This is a genomic window from Bosea sp. (in: a-proteobacteria), assembly GCF_023953965.1.
Taxonomy (GTDB): Bacteria; Pseudomonadota; Alphaproteobacteria; order Rhizobiales; family Beijerinckiaceae; genus Allobosea.
In genome coordinates, this window is record NZ_JAMLIX010000001.1 from 728,204 (window position 1) to 745,892 (window position 17,689).

20 protein-coding genes and 1 tRNA gene are annotated in these 17,689 nt (G+C 67.7%); 11 read left to right on the forward strand and 10 right to left on the reverse strand.

Annotation, left to right across the window (positions count from 1 at the left end):
* Positions 1-90 precede the first annotated feature (90 nt).
* Positions 91-801 (forward strand): CoA transferase subunit A, encoded by a 711-nt coding sequence (locus tag M9917_RS03430; protein ID WP_297250893.1) that lies wholly within the window; start codon positions 91-93, stop codon positions 799-801.
* On the forward strand, positions 801-1,463 hold the full coding sequence (locus M9917_RS03435; RefSeq protein ID WP_297250894.1) for a 3-oxoacid CoA-transferase subunit B: 663 nt from the start codon (positions 801-803) through the stop codon (positions 1,461-1,463). Before M9917_RS03430 ends, M9917_RS03435 begins: the two co-directional genes overlap by 1 nt.
* 106 nt (positions 1,464-1,569) lie before the next feature.
* On the opposite strand, the gene M9917_RS03440 is transcribed toward M9917_RS03435, so the two are convergent.
* Complete coding sequence (locus M9917_RS03440) at positions 1,570-2,967, reverse strand: helix-turn-helix domain-containing protein (protein ID WP_297250895.1); 1,398 nt, start codon at positions 2,965-2,967, stop codon at positions 1,570-1,572.
* A gap of 205 nt (positions 2,968-3,172) precedes the next feature.
* Between M9917_RS03440 and M9917_RS03445 the strand changes: the two genes are divergently transcribed.
* Together M9917_RS03445 and M9917_RS03450 are read left to right on the forward strand one after the other, a co-directional pair.
* Entirely contained in the window at positions 3,173-3,388 is a 216-nt protein-coding gene (locus M9917_RS03445) for a hypothetical protein (RefSeq protein ID WP_297250896.1), read from the forward strand.
* Between the two features lie 35 nt (positions 3,389-3,423).
* Entirely contained in the window at positions 3,424-3,873 is a 450-nt protein-coding gene (locus tag M9917_RS03450; protein WP_297250897.1) for a hypothetical protein, read from the forward strand.
* A gap of 231 nt (positions 3,874-4,104) precedes the next feature.
* On the opposite strand, the gene M9917_RS03455 is transcribed toward M9917_RS03450, so the two are convergent.
* Positions 4,105-4,180 (reverse strand) — tRNA-Ala (locus tag M9917_RS03455).
* Positions 4,181-4,301: 121 nt separating this feature from the next.
* On the opposite strand from M9917_RS03455, the gene M9917_RS03460 reads away from it, so the two are divergent.
* Together M9917_RS03460 and M9917_RS03465 are read left to right on the forward strand one after the other, a co-directional pair.
* A complete protein-coding gene (locus M9917_RS03460) occupies positions 4,302-4,592 on the forward strand; it encodes a YggT family protein (protein ID WP_297250898.1) in 291 nt (96 codons plus the stop codon).
* A gap of 10 nt (positions 4,593-4,602) precedes the next feature.
* Positions 4,603-6,195 (forward strand): gamma-glutamyltransferase, encoded by a 1,593-nt coding sequence (locus tag M9917_RS03465; protein WP_297250899.1) that lies wholly within the window; start codon positions 4,603-4,605, stop codon positions 6,193-6,195.
* A gap of 8 nt (positions 6,196-6,203) precedes the next feature.
* Here M9917_RS03465 and M9917_RS03470 read toward each other — a convergent pair whose 3' ends face one another.
* Positions 6,204-7,697 carry an amidase gene (locus M9917_RS03470; protein WP_297250900.1) on the reverse strand — a complete coding sequence of 498 codons (1,494 nt, stop codon included), beginning with the start codon at positions 7,695-7,697 and terminating at the stop codon, positions 6,204-6,206.
* 108 nt (positions 7,698-7,805) lie between these two features.
* Here M9917_RS03470 and M9917_RS03475 point away from each other — a divergent pair, with 108 nt between their 5' ends.
* Together M9917_RS03475 and M9917_RS03480 are read left to right on the forward strand one after the other, a co-directional pair.
* Positions 7,806-8,147 carry a DUF167 family protein gene (locus M9917_RS03475; RefSeq protein ID WP_297250901.1) on the forward strand — a complete coding sequence of 114 codons (342 nt, stop codon included), beginning with the start codon at positions 7,806-7,808 and terminating at the stop codon, positions 8,145-8,147.
* 59 nt (positions 8,148-8,206) lie between these two features.
* Positions 8,207-8,905, forward strand: coding sequence for a carbonic anhydrase (locus M9917_RS03480; RefSeq protein ID WP_297250902.1), 699 nt, complete (start codon positions 8,207-8,209; stop codon positions 8,903-8,905).
* A 3-nt stretch (positions 8,906-8,908) separates the two neighbouring features.
* Here the strand turns inward: M9917_RS03480 and M9917_RS03485 are convergent, their stop codons facing one another.
* Together M9917_RS03485 and M9917_RS03490 are read right to left on the reverse strand one after the other, a co-directional pair.
* Positions 8,909-9,838: a site-specific tyrosine recombinase XerD gene (locus M9917_RS03485; RefSeq protein ID WP_297250903.1), complete on the reverse strand. Its 930-nt coding sequence runs from the start codon at positions 9,836-9,838 to the stop codon at positions 8,909-8,911.
* Positions 9,835-10,020 carry a histidine kinase gene (locus tag M9917_RS03490; RefSeq protein WP_465246319.1) on the reverse strand — a complete coding sequence of 62 codons (186 nt, stop codon included), beginning with the start codon at positions 10,018-10,020 and terminating at the stop codon, positions 9,835-9,837. The genes M9917_RS03485 and M9917_RS03490 overlap by 4 nt, the downstream gene beginning before the upstream one ends.
* A 137-nt stretch (positions 10,021-10,157) precedes the next feature.
* Between M9917_RS03490 and M9917_RS03495 the strand changes: the two genes are divergently transcribed.
* Together M9917_RS03495 and aroB are read left to right on the forward strand one after the other, a co-directional pair.
* Entirely contained in the window at positions 10,158-10,757 is a 600-nt protein-coding gene (locus tag M9917_RS03495) for a shikimate kinase (protein WP_297250904.1), read from the forward strand.
* Positions 10,754-11,872: a 3-dehydroquinate synthase gene (gene aroB / locus M9917_RS03500; protein WP_297250905.1), complete on the forward strand. Its 1,119-nt coding sequence runs from the start codon at positions 10,754-10,756 to the stop codon at positions 11,870-11,872. Before M9917_RS03495 ends, aroB begins: the two co-directional genes overlap by 4 nt.
* A 9-nt stretch (positions 11,873-11,881) precedes the next feature.
* On the opposite strand, the gene M9917_RS03505 is transcribed toward aroB, so the two are convergent.
* On the reverse strand, positions 11,882-13,687 hold the full coding sequence (locus M9917_RS03505; protein WP_297250906.1) for a glucan ABC transporter ATP-binding protein/ permease: 1,806 nt from the start codon (positions 13,685-13,687) through the stop codon (positions 11,882-11,884).
* A 141-nt stretch (positions 13,688-13,828) separates the two neighbouring features.
* Between M9917_RS03505 and M9917_RS21795 the strand changes: the two genes are divergently transcribed.
* Entirely contained in the window at positions 13,829-14,314 is a 486-nt protein-coding gene (locus M9917_RS21795; protein WP_465246320.1) for a hypothetical protein, read from the forward strand.
* Positions 14,315-14,402: 88 nt separating this feature from the next.
* On the opposite strand, the gene M9917_RS03515 is transcribed toward M9917_RS21795, so the two are convergent.
* Genes M9917_RS03515 through M9917_RS03530 form a run of 4 tightly spaced genes read right to left on the reverse strand, consistent with a single transcriptional unit; the run spans position 14,403 to position 17,663 of the window.
* Positions 14,403-14,678, reverse strand: coding sequence for a hypothetical protein (locus tag M9917_RS03515; protein WP_297250907.1), 276 nt, complete (start codon positions 14,676-14,678; stop codon positions 14,403-14,405).
* A gap of 6 nt (positions 14,679-14,684) precedes the next feature.
* Positions 14,685-15,692, reverse strand: a complete 1,008-nt coding sequence (locus tag M9917_RS03520) for a WD40 repeat domain-containing protein (protein WP_297250908.1) — start codon at positions 15,690-15,692, stop codon at positions 14,685-14,687.
* A gap of 14 nt (positions 15,693-15,706) precedes the next feature.
* Positions 15,707-16,669: a CobW family GTP-binding protein gene (locus M9917_RS03525; protein WP_297250909.1), complete on the reverse strand. Its 963-nt coding sequence runs from the start codon at positions 16,667-16,669 to the stop codon at positions 15,707-15,709.
* A gap of 40 nt (positions 16,670-16,709) precedes the next feature.
* Positions 16,710-17,663 carry a metal ABC transporter substrate-binding protein gene (locus M9917_RS03530; RefSeq protein WP_297250910.1) on the reverse strand — a complete coding sequence of 318 codons (954 nt, stop codon included), beginning with the start codon at positions 17,661-17,663 and terminating at the stop codon, positions 16,710-16,712.
* Positions 17,664-17,689: the final 26 nt, after the last annotated feature.

A 17,689-nucleotide genomic window follows, 5' to 3' on the forward strand; every position in this document is an offset into this window, starting at 1 on the left:
GAAGAGCCGGAAAATGGTCTTGCCATTTTCGCTTACTCTGGGCAGATAGTCCACCGTTATGGTCCGACCGCGCTAGATGAGAAAAAATTGATGACAGGAAAGCTTTTCGACAGTCCAGCCGCCGCGCTCGAAGGGCTGCTGTTCGACGGCATGACGATCATGTCCGGCGGCTTCGGCCTGTCGGGCAATCCCGAGAGCCTGATCCCCGAGATTCGCGATTCCGGCGTGAAGAACATCACCGTGATCTCGAACAATGCCGGCGCCGACGGCTTCGGCCTGTGGATGCTGCTGCAGAGCCGGCAGATCAGGAAGATGATCGCGTCCTATGTCGGCGAGAACAAGCTGTTCGAGCAGCAGTATCTGGCCGGCGAGCTGGAGCTGGAACTGAACCCGCAAGGCACGCTGGCCGAGCGCATCCGCGCCGGCGGCGCCGGTATCCCGGCCTTCTACACCAAGACGGGCGTCGGCACCGTCGTGGCCGAAGGCAAGCCGGTCGAGGAATTCGAGGGCGGGCTTTATGTCCGCGAGACCTGGCTGCGTGCCGATCTCGCCATCGTCAAGGCCTGGAAGGCCGACACCGCCGGCAATCTGATCTACCGGCGCACGGCGCGGAACTTCAATCCGAACATGGCGACCGCCGGCAAGGTGACCGTCGCCGAGGTCGAGGAGATCGTGCCGGTCGGTTCGCTCGATCCCGAGGCGATCCACACGCCCGGCATTTATGTCGACCGCGTCATCAAGAGCACGATCAACGAGAAGCGCATCGAGAAGCTCACCGAGCGCAAGAGGGAGGCAACCTGATGGCCTGGACCCGCGAGGAGATGGCTGCGCGCGCGGCCAAGGAACTGAAGGACGGCTTCTACGTCAATCTCGGCATCGGCATCCCGACGCTGGTGGCGAATTACATTCCTGAAGGCGTGAACGTGACGCTGCAATCCGAGAATGGCTTGCTCGGCATCGGTCCGTTTCCCTATGAGGGCGAGGCCGATCCCGATCTGATCAATGCCGGCAAGCAGACGATCACCATCCTGCCGAGCTCCAGCTTCTTCTCCTCGGCTGACTCCTTCGCGATGATCCGCGGAGGCCATATTGATCTCACCATCCTCGGTGCCATGGAAGTGTCGGCCAATGGCGACATCGCCAACTGGACGATTCCGGGCAAGATGGTGAAGGGGATGGGCGGCGCGATGGACCTCGTCGCCGGCGTCAAGAAGGTCATCGTCGTGATGGACCACGCCAACAAGGCCGGCGAATCCAAGGTGCTGGAGCGCTGCTCGCTGCCGCTGACCGGCGCCGGCGTGGTCGATCTCATCATTACCGACCTCTGCGTCATGAGCTGCGACAAGGAGAAGGGCGGCGGGCTCACCCTGATCGAGCTCGCGCCCGGCGTCACGCTCGACGAGGTCAAGGCCAAGACGGCGGCAGCCTTCACGGTCGCGCCGAGCCTCGCCAAGGCCGCGTGAGCGGGCTCCTCCGCTCGCGGCCGGCGGCAAACCAGGCGATGCTGGCCGCGTTCTCCGACGCGGCCAGACCTGAAACGTCAATTCCGCGAAGCGCGAACTCAAACGGTCACGTGTTCGCGTAGAAATTCTCCGACCGTTCGCTCTCGTTGATAGTCATCCGGTGGCCGGCAACGGGATGGGCCCGCTGCGCGCATCCAGTGCGAGAGCAAATTCGGCAGCCGACTCCGATCGCGACCGCGAGGTCCATGTTGGCGACGTCCACGCCATCCGAGTACACTAGCTCGCCCGCAAAAGAGATGTGGCATCCCAAGCCGATTGATAGATGACGTTTTGGCTCGTTGTGACGGTAGCCTCCCTTCGTCACTGCTTTCGCGATGCAGAAGAATCGCTGTCCATCTGGCATTTGGCTGATTTGTACGTTGATGCGGTCAGGATTGAGAAAGGCCCCGTAGACATTCCAGCGGGGGCAGGCTCCCGAATGACGCGGGATGTGTATCCCCGATAGCGAGAAGCGCTTCGATATATTCCCAGCGATGTCGGTACGAACCAGGTGGAGCGGGACACCGGTGCGCCCAGGGCGTTGGAGCGTCGTCATTCGATGGCAGACCTGCTCGAAACTCGCACGGAAACGCCGGCTAATCCGCTCGATGTCGTAACGTGTCTCTTTGCATGCTTGCAGAAACGGCTCGTATGGCATCATTAGCGCAGCGGCAAAATAGGCCGACAGGGCGTTGCGAGCTACGGGTTCTGCTTCTTCGGGCAATGAAGCCTCGGCGATCAACTGTTGGATCGCATTTCCTGCCGCGAGCCGCCCGAGATGCTGGGAAACAGTGAAGGCCGCGGTTTCAGCGGGCAAGAGATCCGTCGTTAGAATCTCTCCATGATCGGCGTCGACCTTTCGGGTCATACCCGGGGGGAGAGAAGCGAGCTTCCACTGCAGCCCAAAAACATTGTGCAGATAAGTCCGCAAGCCGTGTTCGAACGAATCCGACGCAGAGTCGATGTCCCTGCGGATTCGCTCGGCAGCGACCTCGAGGTCTGGGAAATAGTTCGCCTTCTCCTGCAGGAAGTCGGAAACGGCGTCGGTAGTGACCGAATCTCCGGTTTCGATCTGCGCCTTGGCGGGGCTGCTGACGCTATTGAGCGACCGGTACCGATCGTAAAGGCGCATCACCGCTCGACCAACCGCGGGATTGGACGTGGCGAGGTCGCCAATGTCCTGGTTCGTCAGATCGCAATCGGCAAACAGGTCGTCGCCGAACAGTTCCATCAGGTCGCCGGCCAGGCGGGGCTCTTCGCTTTCCGCGAATTCGCCTGGCTCAACGCCGAAATAGCTCGCCGCTTTGAAAAGGAGCGCAACCGTCATCCGCCGTCGGTTGTGCTCGATCAGATTGAGATAACTCGGGGATATTCCAAGCGCCTCTGCCAAGGCGGCCTGGCTGATTTTGCGTTGCCGTCTCAGCCGCTTGATCCGGCCGCCAATCTGAACATTCGTCGGTTGCACTTCAGACCTTTACACTATTGACTCAATCAACGCAAAAATTGACAGGCGTTTTCAGGTTAACACGTTGATTTACAAGCAATTCTTGCTTCGCCGGACCATCCTGTCAACATGCCGGTCAAGCCGCGATAGGCGTGGAGGTGAGCAACTGAGGTTTGCAATCTCCCTCGCCCAATCGCACCCCCTACGACGGTACAGGAGAAATCCGATGACCAAGCATCAAAGTCCGCGGGAGATCATCGAGAGCTGCCTCAAGCCCCTCGGTCTGAACGAGCAATCGCCGGCGACCCAAGAGGCCATGCGGCGGCTACTGGATGTCTTTGCCTCCCAGCGGCACTTCAATGAAGTCGACGCCCCTCAAGTGGATTTGTCAAAGGTCCCGGTGATCGTGATCAACGAGCTCGCGCACGGGTACGACGCCTAAGCGGACCGGCTGCGCGAACGGCACCAGCGGTCACGATGCATGATCCGCGCGTGTCACGCCGATGCTCGGCAGGACGCCTTATCGAGATCAACACCAACGCGGATGCGCGGCTGGATAGCCGGTCGCGGCGCGTTGTCTCCCGGAAAACCCTAGACGAACTCGACCGGACACCGGACGAAGACGTGAGGAGCCGGTTGCGCGACTACGCTCTTGGGCTGGCGGAACTCCTCGGCGAAGAAAGCGGGCACGCCTCGCGCCTGGGACAGCGTCTGGTCGAAGTACCCTTCATGGCCGCCCTTCCAGACGAAAATGACAGGGAGCTGATCGGCAACGCCGTGGGTTACGAATGTGATGCGTTCTGCACGTGCGACAGGCGCACAATCGTCAGCAAGCGCGACACTCTCACCAGAATACTGCCGATCCGAATCATGACGCCGGTCGAATGGTGGGCGAGCATCAAGCCCTGGGGGCGGCTTTGGCTTTAGCGACTTCCGCTAGCCTGCAACGCCGCAATGCCAGAAAAATTGCCTCCCGATGGAGGAACGGCTCTCGGGAGCGCAATGGATTGGAGAGCCGGTCCTTTGGAACGCACCCTTCGACCAGCCGGTTGAGGCCATTTTTTGGGGACACGAATGGGTACATCGCTGGGTACACGACCCGCCTGCCCCTTCCTCCAAGGCTTTGATTATGCTAACGTATTTTTCGCATGAAAGCCTTGGTGGAGCTGAGGGGATTCGAACCCCTGACCTCTGCAGTGCGATTGCAGCGCTCTCCCATCTGAGCTACAGCCCCAAGGCGCTGGCCTTCTAGGCTGTGCGTCGCGTGGATGTCAATCACTTCCGCCACCCGAAATCGTGGCGCGTGCAGGCGATATTCCGCGTCACATTTCCGCACAGGCGCCAAGGGAAGATCGATGCGTGCCGTTCTCGACGTCATCATGATCGTGCTGAACCTCTATATCTGGATCCTGATCGCGTCGGCAGTGCTGAGCTGGCTGATCGCCTTCAACGTCATCAACACGCGCAACCAGTTCGTCGCCACCGTCTGGGACGTGCTCTACCGCATCACCGAGCCCGTGCTGCGGCCGATCCGCCAGCGCCTGCCCAATCTCGGCGGCATCGACATCTCGCCGATCATCGTGCTGCTGATCATCTATTTCATCCAAAGCGTGATCATCCACTACATCTACCCCAACGTGTTCTGAAGACCGCCGCATGGCCACTGCCGCCCCCTATCGCAGCCAGAACTGGGCCCTGGCCAAACCCGCCGCGCGCGGCAAGCACGGCATCGTCGTCTCGCAGAGCCGCGAGGCGGCGGAAGCCGGAACCGCGATCCTCGAACAGGGCGGCAATGCCGCCGACGCCGCAGTCGCCGCCTGCTTCGCGCTCGCCGCGGTCGAGCCCTGGAACAGCGGGCTCGGCGGCATCGGCTTCGCCGTCGTGCTCGAGGCCGGGGAGAGCCGCGCCCAGGTCGTCGATTTCGGCCCGGTCGCGCCGCGTCGCGCCGACCCGGCCGACTACCCCCTGACCGGGGCGATCAAGAAGGACCTCTTCACCTGGCCGGAAGTGGTCGGCGACCGCAACATCCACGGGCCCCTCTCCTTCGTCACACCCTCCGCCGTCGCCGGCTATGCGAAGCTCAAGGACGCCTTCGGCTCGAAGCTGCCGCTCGCCGATATCCTGGCGCCCGCCCTCGCGCTCGCCCGGCGCGGCCTGCCGGCCGACTGGTACACGACGCTGAAGATCGCCTCCTCGGCCGCGATCTTGCGCCTCTACGACGAGAGCGCGCGCATCTATCTGCCGAACGGCCTGCCGCCGGTGGCGCCCTATCAGGGCACGCCCGGCTTCATGAAGCTCGGACGGCTCGGCGACACGATCGAGCGGCTGGCGCAGGCCGGGCTCGACGATTTCTATCGCGGCGATGTCGCGACCCGCATCGCGGCGGATATCGCGGCCATGGGCGGCATCGTCGACCAGCAGGACCTCACCGGCTGCAAGGCCAAGCTGCGCGAGGCGCCGGTGATCGACTGGCGCGGCAGCCACCTCGTCCATACCGCCGGCGGCCTCACCGCCGCGCCGACGCTGGAGCGCGTCGTCGCCGGCATGGCCGATGCGCCGCTCGACGCCGACGGCCCCTCCGCTCTCTGGTTCGCGCAGCTCTCGCGGGTGATGCGGCAGGCCTATGAGGACCGGCTCGCCGGCCTCGGCGCCGCGGTCGCGGCGAAGGAGGCGGGCGACACCTGCACCACCCACCTCACCGCGGTCGACGGCGAAGGCAACCTCGTCACCGTGACCACGACGCTGCTCTCCTCGATGGGCAGCCGCGTCGTGCTGCCCGCGACCGGCGTGCTGATGAACAACGGCATGATGTGGTTCGATCCGCGCCCCGGCAGCGCCAATGCGATCACGCCGGGCGCACGCCCGCTCTGCAACATGTGCCCGGCCGTGGTCACGCCGAAGGACGGCGGCTGGCCGCGGCTCGCGCTCGGCTCCTCCGGCGGGCGGCGCATCCTCGCCAGCATCTACCAGACCCTGGCCTGGCAGCTCGACTTCGGCATGGGCACCGAGGCGACGGCACACCAGCCGCGCATCGACGTCTCCGGGCCGGATTCGACCAGCGCCGATCTGCGCCTGCCGGCCGCGACGCTTACAGCGCTGGAGGAAGCCGGGCCGACCGACATCGTCGAGCACGGCGTGATGCCGATCAACTTCGCCTGCCCGAACTTCGTGCGCGTCGACCGCGACGGCGCGGAAGGCTCGAGCGACGCCGCCTCGCCCTGGTCGGCGGCGGTGGCCGCCCGGCGCTGACGCGCCTCTCAGCCGAAGCCCAGGAAATTCGGGCTTTCGGCGATCGGCCGGGCCGTGGCGAGCCTGGCGAGGTCCGGCACCGGGCGCGCCGTCAGCGGGTCGCCCGCGAGCGCCGCTTCCAGCGCCGCCGCCACCGCCAGCACCTTGGCGTCGCCGCCGCGCGGGCCGACGATCTGCAGGCCGAAGGGCATGCCGTTGCGATCGAGCCCAACCGGCAGCGAGAGCGCCGGGTGGCCGACGATGGTGACGGCATAGGCCAGCGCCAGCCAGTGGAAATAGCTGCGGGTCGGCTTGCCGTCGATCATGGCGGGGAAGAGTTCGTTCCAGGGCCGCGGGCTCAGCGTCACCGCCGGCGAGAGGATGACGTCGTAGCGCGCGAAGAAGTGCTGCCAGCGCTGGTAGATCGCCGTCTGCTGCCGCATCGCCCGCGCCGCGTCGAGGGCGCGATAGCCCAAGCCCTCCTCGACATTGGCGCGCACGTTCGGCCCGACCATCTCCGGCGTGTCGCGCACCTTGTCGAGATGGCTGGCGAGGAAGCTGACGGCGCGCAGGATCGCGAAGACCTCGTCGGTGCCCGCGCAATCGGGCGTCGCCTCCTCCGCCGCGTGGAAGAGCGGAGCGATGGCCTTCACCTTGTCGGCGAAGCTCTCGCGGATCACCCGCTCGGTCGGCGCGAAGCCGAAATCCGGCGTCAGCGCGACCTTGAGCGAGGCGAGGTCGATTGCCTCGGGACGGGCGAAATCCTCCGGCCGCCGCACGCGCCTGCCATGGATCGTGGTCGCGAGCGGATCGGCCTTGTCGTCCGAAACCATGGCGCAGAGCAGCAGACACAGATCCGGCACGTTGCGCGCCATCGGGCCGAGCACCGACAGCGCAGACCAGCCGAGCAGCCGCTTCTCGCTCGGCACGAGGCCGGGCGTCGGGCGGAAGCCGACGATACCGTTGAAGGCTGCCGGATTGCGCAGCGAGCCGCCCATGTCGGAGCCGGTCGCGAGCGGCACCATGCCGGTCGCCAGCGCGACGCCCGAGCCGCCCGACGAGCCGGCCGCGCTCCTGGCGGGATCGAACGGATTTCCGGTCACGCCATAGACAGCGTTGCGGGTATTGGCGCCGGCGCCCCATTCCGGCGTATTGGTCTTGCCGGCAACGATCGCGCCGGCGTCGCGCAGCGCAGCGACGACGCGGTCGTCCTCCCGCGGCACGAAATCGCGATAGAGCGGGCTGCCATAGGTGGTGCGCAAGCCCGCGGTGTCGTCGAGGTCCTTGATCCCGACCGGCAGGCCGTGCAGGGCGCCGAGCGCCTCGCCGCGCGCGGTCGCCTCGTCGGCTTTGGCCGCCGCCTTGCGGGCCGCCGCGTCGTCGCGCGCCACCATCGCGTTGACGGCGGGGTCGACCGCGTCCATGCGGCGGATGCAGCTTTCGAGAAGCTCGCGCGCCGAGAGCTTCCGGGCGCCGATCAGGGCCCGCGCCGCGACGGCGCTGAGATCGCAGGGTTCGGTCAAGGCGGCGGTCTCCGTTGCACACATCCCCGCGCGGGCGCTATGCCCGCCGGGCGATCCATCCAGACTAGGCGGCGAAGCCGATATGTCCATATTCGGGCGGCAGATGCGATGAGCGGCCAGGCCCCTTGGCCCTGGCGGCCGACGAAGGAGGGGATCGCGCTCGATGTCCGGCTCACCCCGCGCGGCGGGCGCGACGCGCTGGACGGCATCGAGACGCTCGCGGACGGGCGCGCCGTGCTCAAGGCGCGCGTGCGCGCCGCGCCGACCGGGGGCGAGGCGAACGACGCCCTGATCCGGCTGCTGGCGCGGGAATTCGGGCTCTCCCGCTCGCAGGTCGCCATCGTTTCCGGCGCGTCCGCCCGGCTGAAGAGCGTGGCGCTGCGCGGCGAATCCGGGCCCCTGGCGGCCATGCTCGAAGGTCGGCTGGGCGGAAGCCGGCAGGCGGATTGAGCACTGTCGCACCGCAACATCCGCTTGACGCAGACCTCGGTTTCCTGTTCGACAACATCATGGAAAAGCCTGCAGAACCGTTCCCGCAGCGCCTGAGGGAAGGCTACCGCGCCTTCCTCGACGATCGTTTCACCCGCGAGCAGAGCCGATACGAGGATCTCGGCGAGAACGGCCAGACGCCCGGGATCATGCTGATCGGATGCTGCGATTCGCGCGTTTCGCCGGAGATCATCTTCGATGCGCGGCCGGGCGAGATGTTCGTCGCCCGCAACATCGCCAATCTGGTGCCGCCCTTCCAGCCGGACGACCAGCTCCACGGCACCTCGGCGGCGCTCGAATACGCCATCCAGGCGCTCAAGGTGGCGCATATCGTCGTGCTCGGCCATGGCCGCTGCGGCGGCATCCGCGCCTTCGCCGACGACAGCCAGCAGGCGCTCTCTCCGGGCGACTTCATCGGCAAGTGGATCACGCTGATCGGCCCGGCGGCCGAGCGCACCGGCGGGCGGGGCCGGCACGAGAACTTCGCCGACTATCTGCACCGGCTGGAGCTGGCCTCGATCCAGCAATCGCTCGTCAACCTGCGCACCTTCCCCTGTGTGCAGATCCTGGAAAGCAAGGGCAAGCTGCACCTGCACGGCGCCCATTTCGCCGTCGCCACCGGCGTCTTGATGATTCTCGATCCCGCGACCGGGCAGTTCATCCCCGCCGTCGGCGAGATGCCCAAGCGCGTCCAGCAGATCCGCTGCTCCGAGGCGTGAGTCTCACTCGTCATCCGCCAGCGGGTGGAGATCGCGCACCATGCTCTTCAGCCGCTCGTCGAGGATATGGGTGTAGATCTGCGTCGTCGCGATGTCGGCATGGCCGAGCAATTCCTGCACGACCCTGAGATCGGCGCCGTTCTGCAAGAGGTGGCTGGCAAAGGCATGGCGCAGCACGTGCGGGCTCAAGCCCGCCGCCGGAAGCCCTGCCGCCCCCGCCAGTGATTTGAGCTCGCGCGCGAAAACCTGGCGCGTCAGATGGCCGCTCTCGCCATCCGAGGGAAAGAGCCAGCGGCCATCCCCCCCGCCCGCCTCCTTCAGGGCTTCCAGCCAGTCGCGGGCCGCCTGGCGGGCGGCGTCGTTCAGCGGCACCAGCCGTTCCTTGCCGCCCTTGCCGCGCACGATCAGGAAGCGCTCGCGCGTCGTCGCCGCCGACAAGGGCAGCGCGATCAGCTCGGAGACGCGAAGGCCCGTGGCATAGAGCATCTCGACGAGGCAGCGCAGGCGCAGCGCCTTGAGCCGCTCGGGCCTCGTCGCACCCTCCCGCTCGCAAGGCACCCGCGCCGCCTCCAGCAGCCGGTCGACATCGGCGACCGTCACCACCTTGGGCAGGGGCTGGCCGAGCCGCGGCCCGGCGATGGCGGCGGAAGGATCGCCGCCAGCCAGCCCCTCCGTGTAGAGGAAGCGATGGAACTGGCGCACGGCGGAAAGCCTTCGGGCCGCCGAGGACGCCTTGAGGCCGCGCGCGGCGAGATCGGCGAGCCAGCCGCGGATATCGGCGGCGCTCGCCTCGTCCGGCGCCGTGCCGCCGAGCCATTCGAGATAATCGGCGATGTCGCGCTCATAGGCTTCGAGGGTGTTGCGCGCCGCGCCGCGCTCGGCCGCCAGCATGTCGAGGAAGGCGGCGAGCCGCTGGCGCGCCGGCCGGCTCATTTCGGTTGCAGCTTCGCGGGCGGCACGATCTCGATCATCTCGCGCTGGACCGGCTGGACGAAGGTGACGAGCGCGATCATCCCTCCGAAGATCAGCCCGGCGACGAGCGCGATGAAGGCCAGGAAACGGAACAGCGTCGGCACGTCGGGCGGACTCTCGCAATCGCTTGGGGCGCGCGCCATCCCGGCGCCGGCCCCGTTATCCCCGATCGCGGCCCGCCCGCCAAGGGCCGGCCGGGCACAGCGCCCTTGCAAAGCGCGCTTCAGGGGCATGACGCGGCCGCGGGGCGCATGCTACAGCCGTGCCGAGGATTTGAAACATGACCGCCGCCGCTTCGATTTCCCCACCCGACACGTCCGAGCTGCGCGCAGCGCTCGGCCCGCGCGCGATCGTGCTCGTCGGCATGATGGGCTCCGGCAAGAGCTCGGTCGGCCGGAGGCTCGCGGCGCGCCTTGGCCTGCCCTTCGTCGATGCCGACACCGAGATCGAGACGGCGGCGCAGATGACCATCCCCGAGATCTTCGCCCAGCGCGGCGAGGCCGAGTTCCGCGAGGGCGAGCGCCGGGTCATCGGCCGCGTGCTGACGACGCGGGCCCCGCTGGTGCTGGCGACCGGCGGCGGCGCCTTCATGAACGCGGAGACGCGCGAGCGCGTGAAGGAGCTCGGCATCTCGGTCTGGCTCAGGGCCGAGCCCGAGGTGCTGATGCGGCGCGTGCGCAAGCGCTCGAACCGGCCGCTGCTCCACACCGACGATCCGGAAACGACGCTGCGCCGCATGCTGGCCGAGCGCGAGCCGGTCTATGCGCTCGCCGACATCACCATCCAGTCGCGCGACGAGCCGCACGAGGTCGTGGTCGGCGACGCCATCGCCGCCCTGGGCGAGCATCTCAGGCTCGCGGCCGGGGTGGCCGCATCATGACCGGCGCCCGCATCGTCGTGCCCGTCGCGCTCGAGGGCCGCGCCTACGACATCCATATCGGCCGCCACCAGCTCGGCGAGGCGGCGGCGCTGATCGCCGCCTTCGCGCCGGGCGCCAGGGCAGCCCTCGTCACCGACGACAGCGTCGCCGCCCTGCACGGGGCGGCCTTCGAGAGCGCCCTGCAACAGCAAGGCGTCGCCGCGACGCGCATCACGATCCCGCCGGGCGAGGCGTCCAAATCCTATCCCCAGTTCGTCGCGCTCTGCGATGCGCTGCTGGCGGCCAAGATCGAGCGCAACGACCTCGTCATCGCCTTCGGCGGCGGCGTCGTCGGCGATCTCACCGGCTTCGCGGCGGCGGTGCTGCGCCGCGGCGTGCGCTTCGTGCAGGTGCCGACCACGCTGCTCGCCCAGGTCGATTCCTCGGTCGGCGGCAAGACCGGCATCAACTCGCCGCACGGCAAGAACCTGATCGGCGCCTTCCACCAGCCGGCGCTGGTGATCGCCGACACGGCGCTGCTCGACACGCTGAGCGAGCGCGAGTTCAAGGCCGGCTATGCCGAGGTGGTGAAATACGGGCTGATCGACGATCCCGGCTTCTTCGACTGGTGCGAGGCGAACTGGAGCCGCGTCATCGCGGGCGGCCCGGAGCGCGACCATGCCGTCGCCGTCTCCTGCCGGGCGAAGGCTGCGATCGTCGCCCGCGACGAGCGCGAGGAGGGCGACCGGGCGCTGCTCAATCTCGGCCACACCTTCGCCCATGCGCTGGAGCGGCTGACCAGCTACGATTCCAGCCGCCTCGTCCATGGCGAGGCGGTCGCGATCGGGCTCGCCCTCGCCTTCCGCTTCTCGCAGCGGCTGGGGCTTTGTTCGGGCCAGGACGCCGTCCGCGTATCGCGCCATCTCGACCATGTCGGCCTGCCGAGCCGGCTGCAGCAGGTGCCGGGCGGCGCCGGCGGCGCCGAGGCGATCGTCGAGGCGATGACGCAGGACAAGAAGGTCCGGCGGGGCGTCCTGACCTTCATCCTCGCCCGCGGCATCGGCCAGAGCTTCATCGCGCCGGGCGTGCCCGCAGACGAGGTGCGCGGCTTCATCGAGGCGGAGCTGGCGGGCTGAAGCCCGCCCTCACGCCGACGCGATCTTTTCGGCGAGCGGGCTCGGCGCGTTCTCCGCCGGCTTGTCGCTGACGAGGTACTGCGCCCGCGCCAGCGCCGCGAAGCGCCCGCCCCTGGCGACGAGCTCGTCGAAGCTGCCCATCTCCTCGACCTCACCCTGCTCGAAGACGAGGATGCGGTCGGCGTTGCGGATCGTCGCGAGGCGATGCGCGATGACGAAGGTGGTGCGGCCCTTCATCACCTCCTCCAGCGCCTTCTGCAGCTTGACCTCGGTCGCGGCGTCGAGCGCCGAGGTCGCCTCGTCGAGGATCAGGATCGGCGGGTTCTTGAGGAGCGCGCGCGCGATCGAGAAGCGCTGGCGCTCGCCGCCCGAGAGCGTGCGGCCGCGCTCGCCGACCAGCGTATCGAGCCCGTCGGGCTGGCGCGCCATCACCTCGGCGGCCTGCGCGCGCTCGAGCGCCTCCATCATCTCGGCGTCGGTCGCATCCGGCTTGCCGACGGTGAGGTTCTCGCGGATCGAGCGGGCGAACAGCATCGGCTCCTGGAAGACGACGCCGATATTGCGCCTGAGGGCCAACAGCGAGATCTCGCGGATATCGCTGCCGTCGACGGTGATCCGCCCCGATTGCGGGTCGAAGGCGCGGTGCAGCAGGCCCAGCGTCGTCGACTTGCCCGAGCCGGTCGAGCCGACGACGGCGATCGTCTCGCCGGGCTTCACCGAGAAGGAGACGTCGCGCACTGCCGCCCGCTTGCCGTCATAGGAGAAGGAGACGTCCTCGAAGGCGACGGCACCCTCGAGCCGGCCCGGATCTTTGGCATTGGGCAGGTCGCGTACGCTCGGCAGCGTGTCGAGCACCTCGAAGAACTCGCGCATCTTCGGCGCCTGCATGAAGATGAAGTTGACGAAGCCGACGATCTGCTCGAGCCGCCCGACCAGCATGGTGGCGAAGCCCATGAAGGTGACGATCTCGCCGACCGTGGTCTCACCATGCATCAGGAGCCAGGTGCCGACGATGAAGATCAAGAGCACGGTCAGCGTCGCGGAGGCCCGCGTCGCGACATTGGCGACCGCCCACCAGGACAGGACCGGCAGCTGCGCCGCCAGCACATTGGCCATGGTCGAGCGCAGGCCGCGCACCTCCGCCTCGATGCGGGTGAAGCTCTGGATCACCGGCACGTTGCCGAGCGCGTCGGAGGCCCGCTCGGCGAGGTTGGAATGGTAGGTTTCGACATTGCGCTGCAGCCGGTCGGTCTTGCGCAGCACGAAGGCGGTGAGCGAGCCGAACAGCACGACGAGGCCGACGAGCAGGAGCCCGAGCTGCCAGTTCTTCCAGATCGTGAAGGGCAGGAGCACGAACAGCGCCACGGCCGAGGCGCAATGCTCGCGGAAGAAGGAGAGCCACAGCGCCCACAGCGCGTTGGTGCCGTCGAGCATCACCTTGAGCACGCGGCCGGAATGCGTCTGGGTATGGTAGGCGAGCGGCAGCGTCAGCGCATGCTCGAAATAGCGCGCCATGATCGTGAGCCGCGAGCGATGCGCCAGCCGGTCGGCCTGCAGCGCGACGAAGACGCCGAGCGCGATATTGGCGAGCCCGAAACCGACCCAGGCGGCGATCAGGAGGTTGATGCCGGACCAGGTCACGGTCCCGCCCGCGGCCTGGATGCCGGTCAGCCTGTCGATCAGCGCGCCGAACAGCATCGGCTCGGCGAAGGCGACCGCAGCCAGCACGACATTGGCGAGCGCCAGGACGGCGCCCAGCCGTTTTTCCGGGCCGAGCTCACCGAGGACGCGGGCATAGAGCGAGAGCAGAGACATCGCGCCGAGCTTTAGCGGAACCGTCGCGCCGCGCAAATCGTCAACCTTAACGCTTCCTTCAAGGGCTGGTCCGTATCGTCGTTTCCAAAACCCGCTTGGCGGCTGCGCATGACAGGACGGTTACGGCGTCGAGGAGGTGTCATGGATCTTGCCACGGGCGTCGGGTTGTTTGCCGGCATCGGCGTGCTCGTCGGCCTGATCATGCTCGATGGCGGCAACTTCAAGGCCTATTACGACGTCCACGCCGTGATCGTGATCTTCGGCGGCGCCACCGCCGCGACCATGATTCGCTTTCCCTTTTCCGTCATCCTGCACGGCCTGCCGGTGGGCGCGCGCTTCGCCTTCACCATGAGCGCGAGCCATCCCCACGAGCTGATCGACGAGATCACCCGCGTCGCCGAGATCGCGCGCAAGAGCGGGCCGGTCGCGCTCGACCGACACGCCGGGCCCGAGCCGGCACAACCAGAAGGACGACGGGCTGCTCTCGGCGACCTTCGAGCGCGGCTTCGCTCTCGCCGCCGCCTCGCTCCGGCAGGCGCTGCGCGACATGCCCGAGATCGCCGAGGTCTCGCGCAACGTCCTGGCCGAGGTCTCGGAAGCCCGGCCGGGGCGACACCGAGCCGCTGATCAAGGACAATCCCTACCTGCCCTATAACCGCCGCGTCGGCATCGTGCTGAAGGCCGAGGCGCCGCCGCTGCCGAACGGCTTCAAGCCTTAAGTACGCAGCGCCTCCGCCAGCGCCTCCGCCGTCACCTCGGCCAGCGCCATCGGCAGCTTGTAGGCCTGCGTCTTCGCGCCGGGCTTCATCACCAGGATCACCGTCTCGCTGCCCGGGCAGGCGGGATCGGCGCAGATGATCTCGTTGACGGCGACCGCCGCCGTCCCGGACAGGCCGAGTAGATCCCTGACCTGTCCCTTCAGCCGCTCGGCCAGGGCCTTCGTCTCACCGCGCCTGCGCGCCTCGCCCGCGCCGAAGAGACCGAAGCGCATGCCGTCTCAGCCCGGCAGGGCGAGCACGCCGGCGGCGCCGTCCTCGGCGCCGAAGGCGAGGCGCTTGCCGGCCTTGTCCCAGGCGAAGGCGCTGATGCCGCTGCCGCGCTCGGCCGGCCGCACCAGCAGTTCGGAGCCGTCGGTCAGCCTGACCAGCAGGACGCAGCCGTCGTCATAGCCGATCGCCAGGACCAGCGCGCCCGGATGGAAGGCGACGCGGGTGACGCGGGCGCGGCGCACGCCGCATTCGCGCGGGGCCTTGCCCTGCGGCCCGTCGCCCTGGAACGGCCAGACGATCGCGCCGTCCGCCCCGCTCGAGGCAAGCCAGAGCCCGTCATGCGACCATGAGAGCGAGCGGGGCTTGGCCGGATAGCCGGTCATCCGCATATGGCCGGGCTTGTCGCCGAGCTTCCAGCCATGCAGCGCGTTCTCCTGCATGGAGGAGACGACGAAGCGCCCGTCCGGCGACCAGGTCACGTCGACATGCGCGCCCTTCCACTCCAGGAATTCCGGCTTCGCCTCGGTGTTGGGATACCAGAGCAGGACGCCGCTCATCTGGGCGATGGCGAGGCGATAGCCTTTCGGCGCGAAGACGAGACCTTGTGGCGTGCTCGCCACCTCCAGCGTGCGCAGGCGGCCCTTCTCGTCGCGGGCCGTGACGCTCTTGCCGCTGTTCCAGGCGAGGTTGCCGGATGCGGAGAGCACGATCGCGTCGACCCAGCGGCGCTTGCCGTCCTTCGCCAGCTCCTCGGGCGCGCCCTCGAAGCGCGTCACGACGACGCGCCCGTCGTCGCCGCCCGAGATCAGGCGCTCGCCGTCGCCGCTGGCGCAGAGGAGGCCGCCGGCATGGGCCTCGACCATATCGGCCGCGCCGTCGCGCCAGCGCAGCACGCGCCCGTCGGCGAGCGCGAGCGCGAGCCCCTGCTTCAGCCAGCGCGCGGCGACGACATGCGTGCCGGCGGCGATCGGAGTGACATGCTCGCGCAGCGAGACGGGCTGGGTCATCGTGGTCATGGCGCGGCTTTACCTCAGGCCGCGCAGGCTTCAAACCCCTTGCGCAGATCATCCTCGTCGAGGCCGCGCCCGATCAGGACGAGGCGGCTCTCGCGCGTCTCGCCGGCCTTCCAGTCGCGCTGGAGGTCGCCGTCGAGGATCATGTGCACGCCCTGGAAGACGAAGCGGCGCGGCTCGTCCTTGAAGGCGAGGATGCCCTTGGAGCGCAGGATGTTCGGCCCCTGGATCTGGGCGACGTCGTTGATCCACGGCATGAACTTATGGGGATCGACATCGCCCGGCACCGTCAGCGAGATCGAGCGGACGTCCTCGGCATGGTGGTGATGATGCCCGGCCTCGAGGAAATCCGGCTCGATGTCGAGGATGCGGTCGAGGTCGAAGGCGTTGCGGTCGAGCAGGCCGGCGATGTCGACGTCGCAGCGCTGCGCCCTATGCAGCTTGGCATAGGGGTTGATGGCACGGATCGCGGCCTCGACCTCGGTCAGTTCCTCGGCCGTCACCAGATCGGTCTTGTTGAGGACGATGACGTCGGCGAAGGCGATCTGGTTCTTCGCCTCGGGCGCGTCCTTCAGCCGGTCCTTCAGCCATTTCGCGTCGGTGACGGTGACGACCGCGTCGAGGCGGGTGGCGTCGCCGACATCCTGGTCGACGAAGAAGGTCTGCGCGACCGGGGCGGGATCGGCGAGGCCGGTGGTCTCGACGATGATCGCGTCGAACTTGCCCTTGCGCTTCATCAGCCCGTCGAGGATGCGGATCAGGTCGCCGCGCACGGTGCAGCAGATGCAGCCGTTGTTCATCTCGAAGATTTCCTCGTCGGCGCCGACGATCAGGTCGCCGTCGATGCCGGCCTCGCCGAACTCGTTGACGATGACGGCGAACTTCTTGCCGTGGTCCTCGGTCAGGATGCGGTTGAGGAGCGTGGTCTTGCCGGCGCCCAGATAGCCGGTGAGCACCGTGACGGGGATCTTTTCGGACATGTCTCGACCTTGCTGACAGCGCGGGGAGGACGCGGCCCGGTCAGGCCGGGCCGGCGGCGAGCGCCTTCTCGATCTCGCTTATATTGTGCTTCATCATGTCGATGTAAGTCCCCGCCGGCCCGGAAGCGGCGGAGAGCGCGTCGGAATAGAGCTCGCCGCCGATCCTGGCGCCGCTCTCCCTGGCGATCTGCTCGATCAGGCGCGGATTGGTGATGTTCTCCAGGAACACCGCCGGCACCTTCTGCGCCTTGATCTGGCGGATGATGCGCGCCACGTCCCTGGCGGAGGCCTCGGCTTCCGTCGAGACGCCCTGCGGCGCCAGGAACTCGATGCCGTAAGCCTTGACGAAATAGCCGAAGGCGTCGTGGGTGGTGATCGCCTTGCGCCGCTGCGCCGGAATGCGCGCGACCGCCGCCTTCACCTCCGCTTCCGTCGCGTCGAGCCTGGCGAGATAGGCCGCCGCATTGGCATCGTAGACCGCCTTGCCGGCCGGATCGGCGGCAGCGAGCGCATCGCGGATATTGGCGACGTAGACCTTGGCGTTGGCGATGCTCTGCCAGGCATGCGGATCGTCATGGCCGTGGGCGTGGCCATGGCCGCCCTTGCCCGCGTGCTCCTGCTCGGCCGCCTCGATCGGCTCGATGCCCTTGGTCGCGGTCACGAGCGCAGCCTTCGTGCCGGAGGATTTGACGAGCCGCGGCAACCAGCCTTCGAGATGCAGGCCGTTGATGAAGACGAGCTTCGCCGCGGAGAGCGCTTTCGCGTCGGCGGGCGTCGGCGAATAGACATGGGCGTCGCCATCGGGCCCGACGAGCGAGGTCACGCCGACACGGTCGCCACCGACCTGCCTCACGAAATCGGCGAGGATCGAGAAGCTCGCCACCACCGGCAGCTTCGCTTGCGCGTTCTCCTGGGCGGAAACGCCGCCGGCAGGCCCGGCAATCGCGGCCAGTCCGAGAACGAGACCGACGACGAGGGCACGACGATCCGGCATGAGCGGGCTCCATAAATTGAAACGAT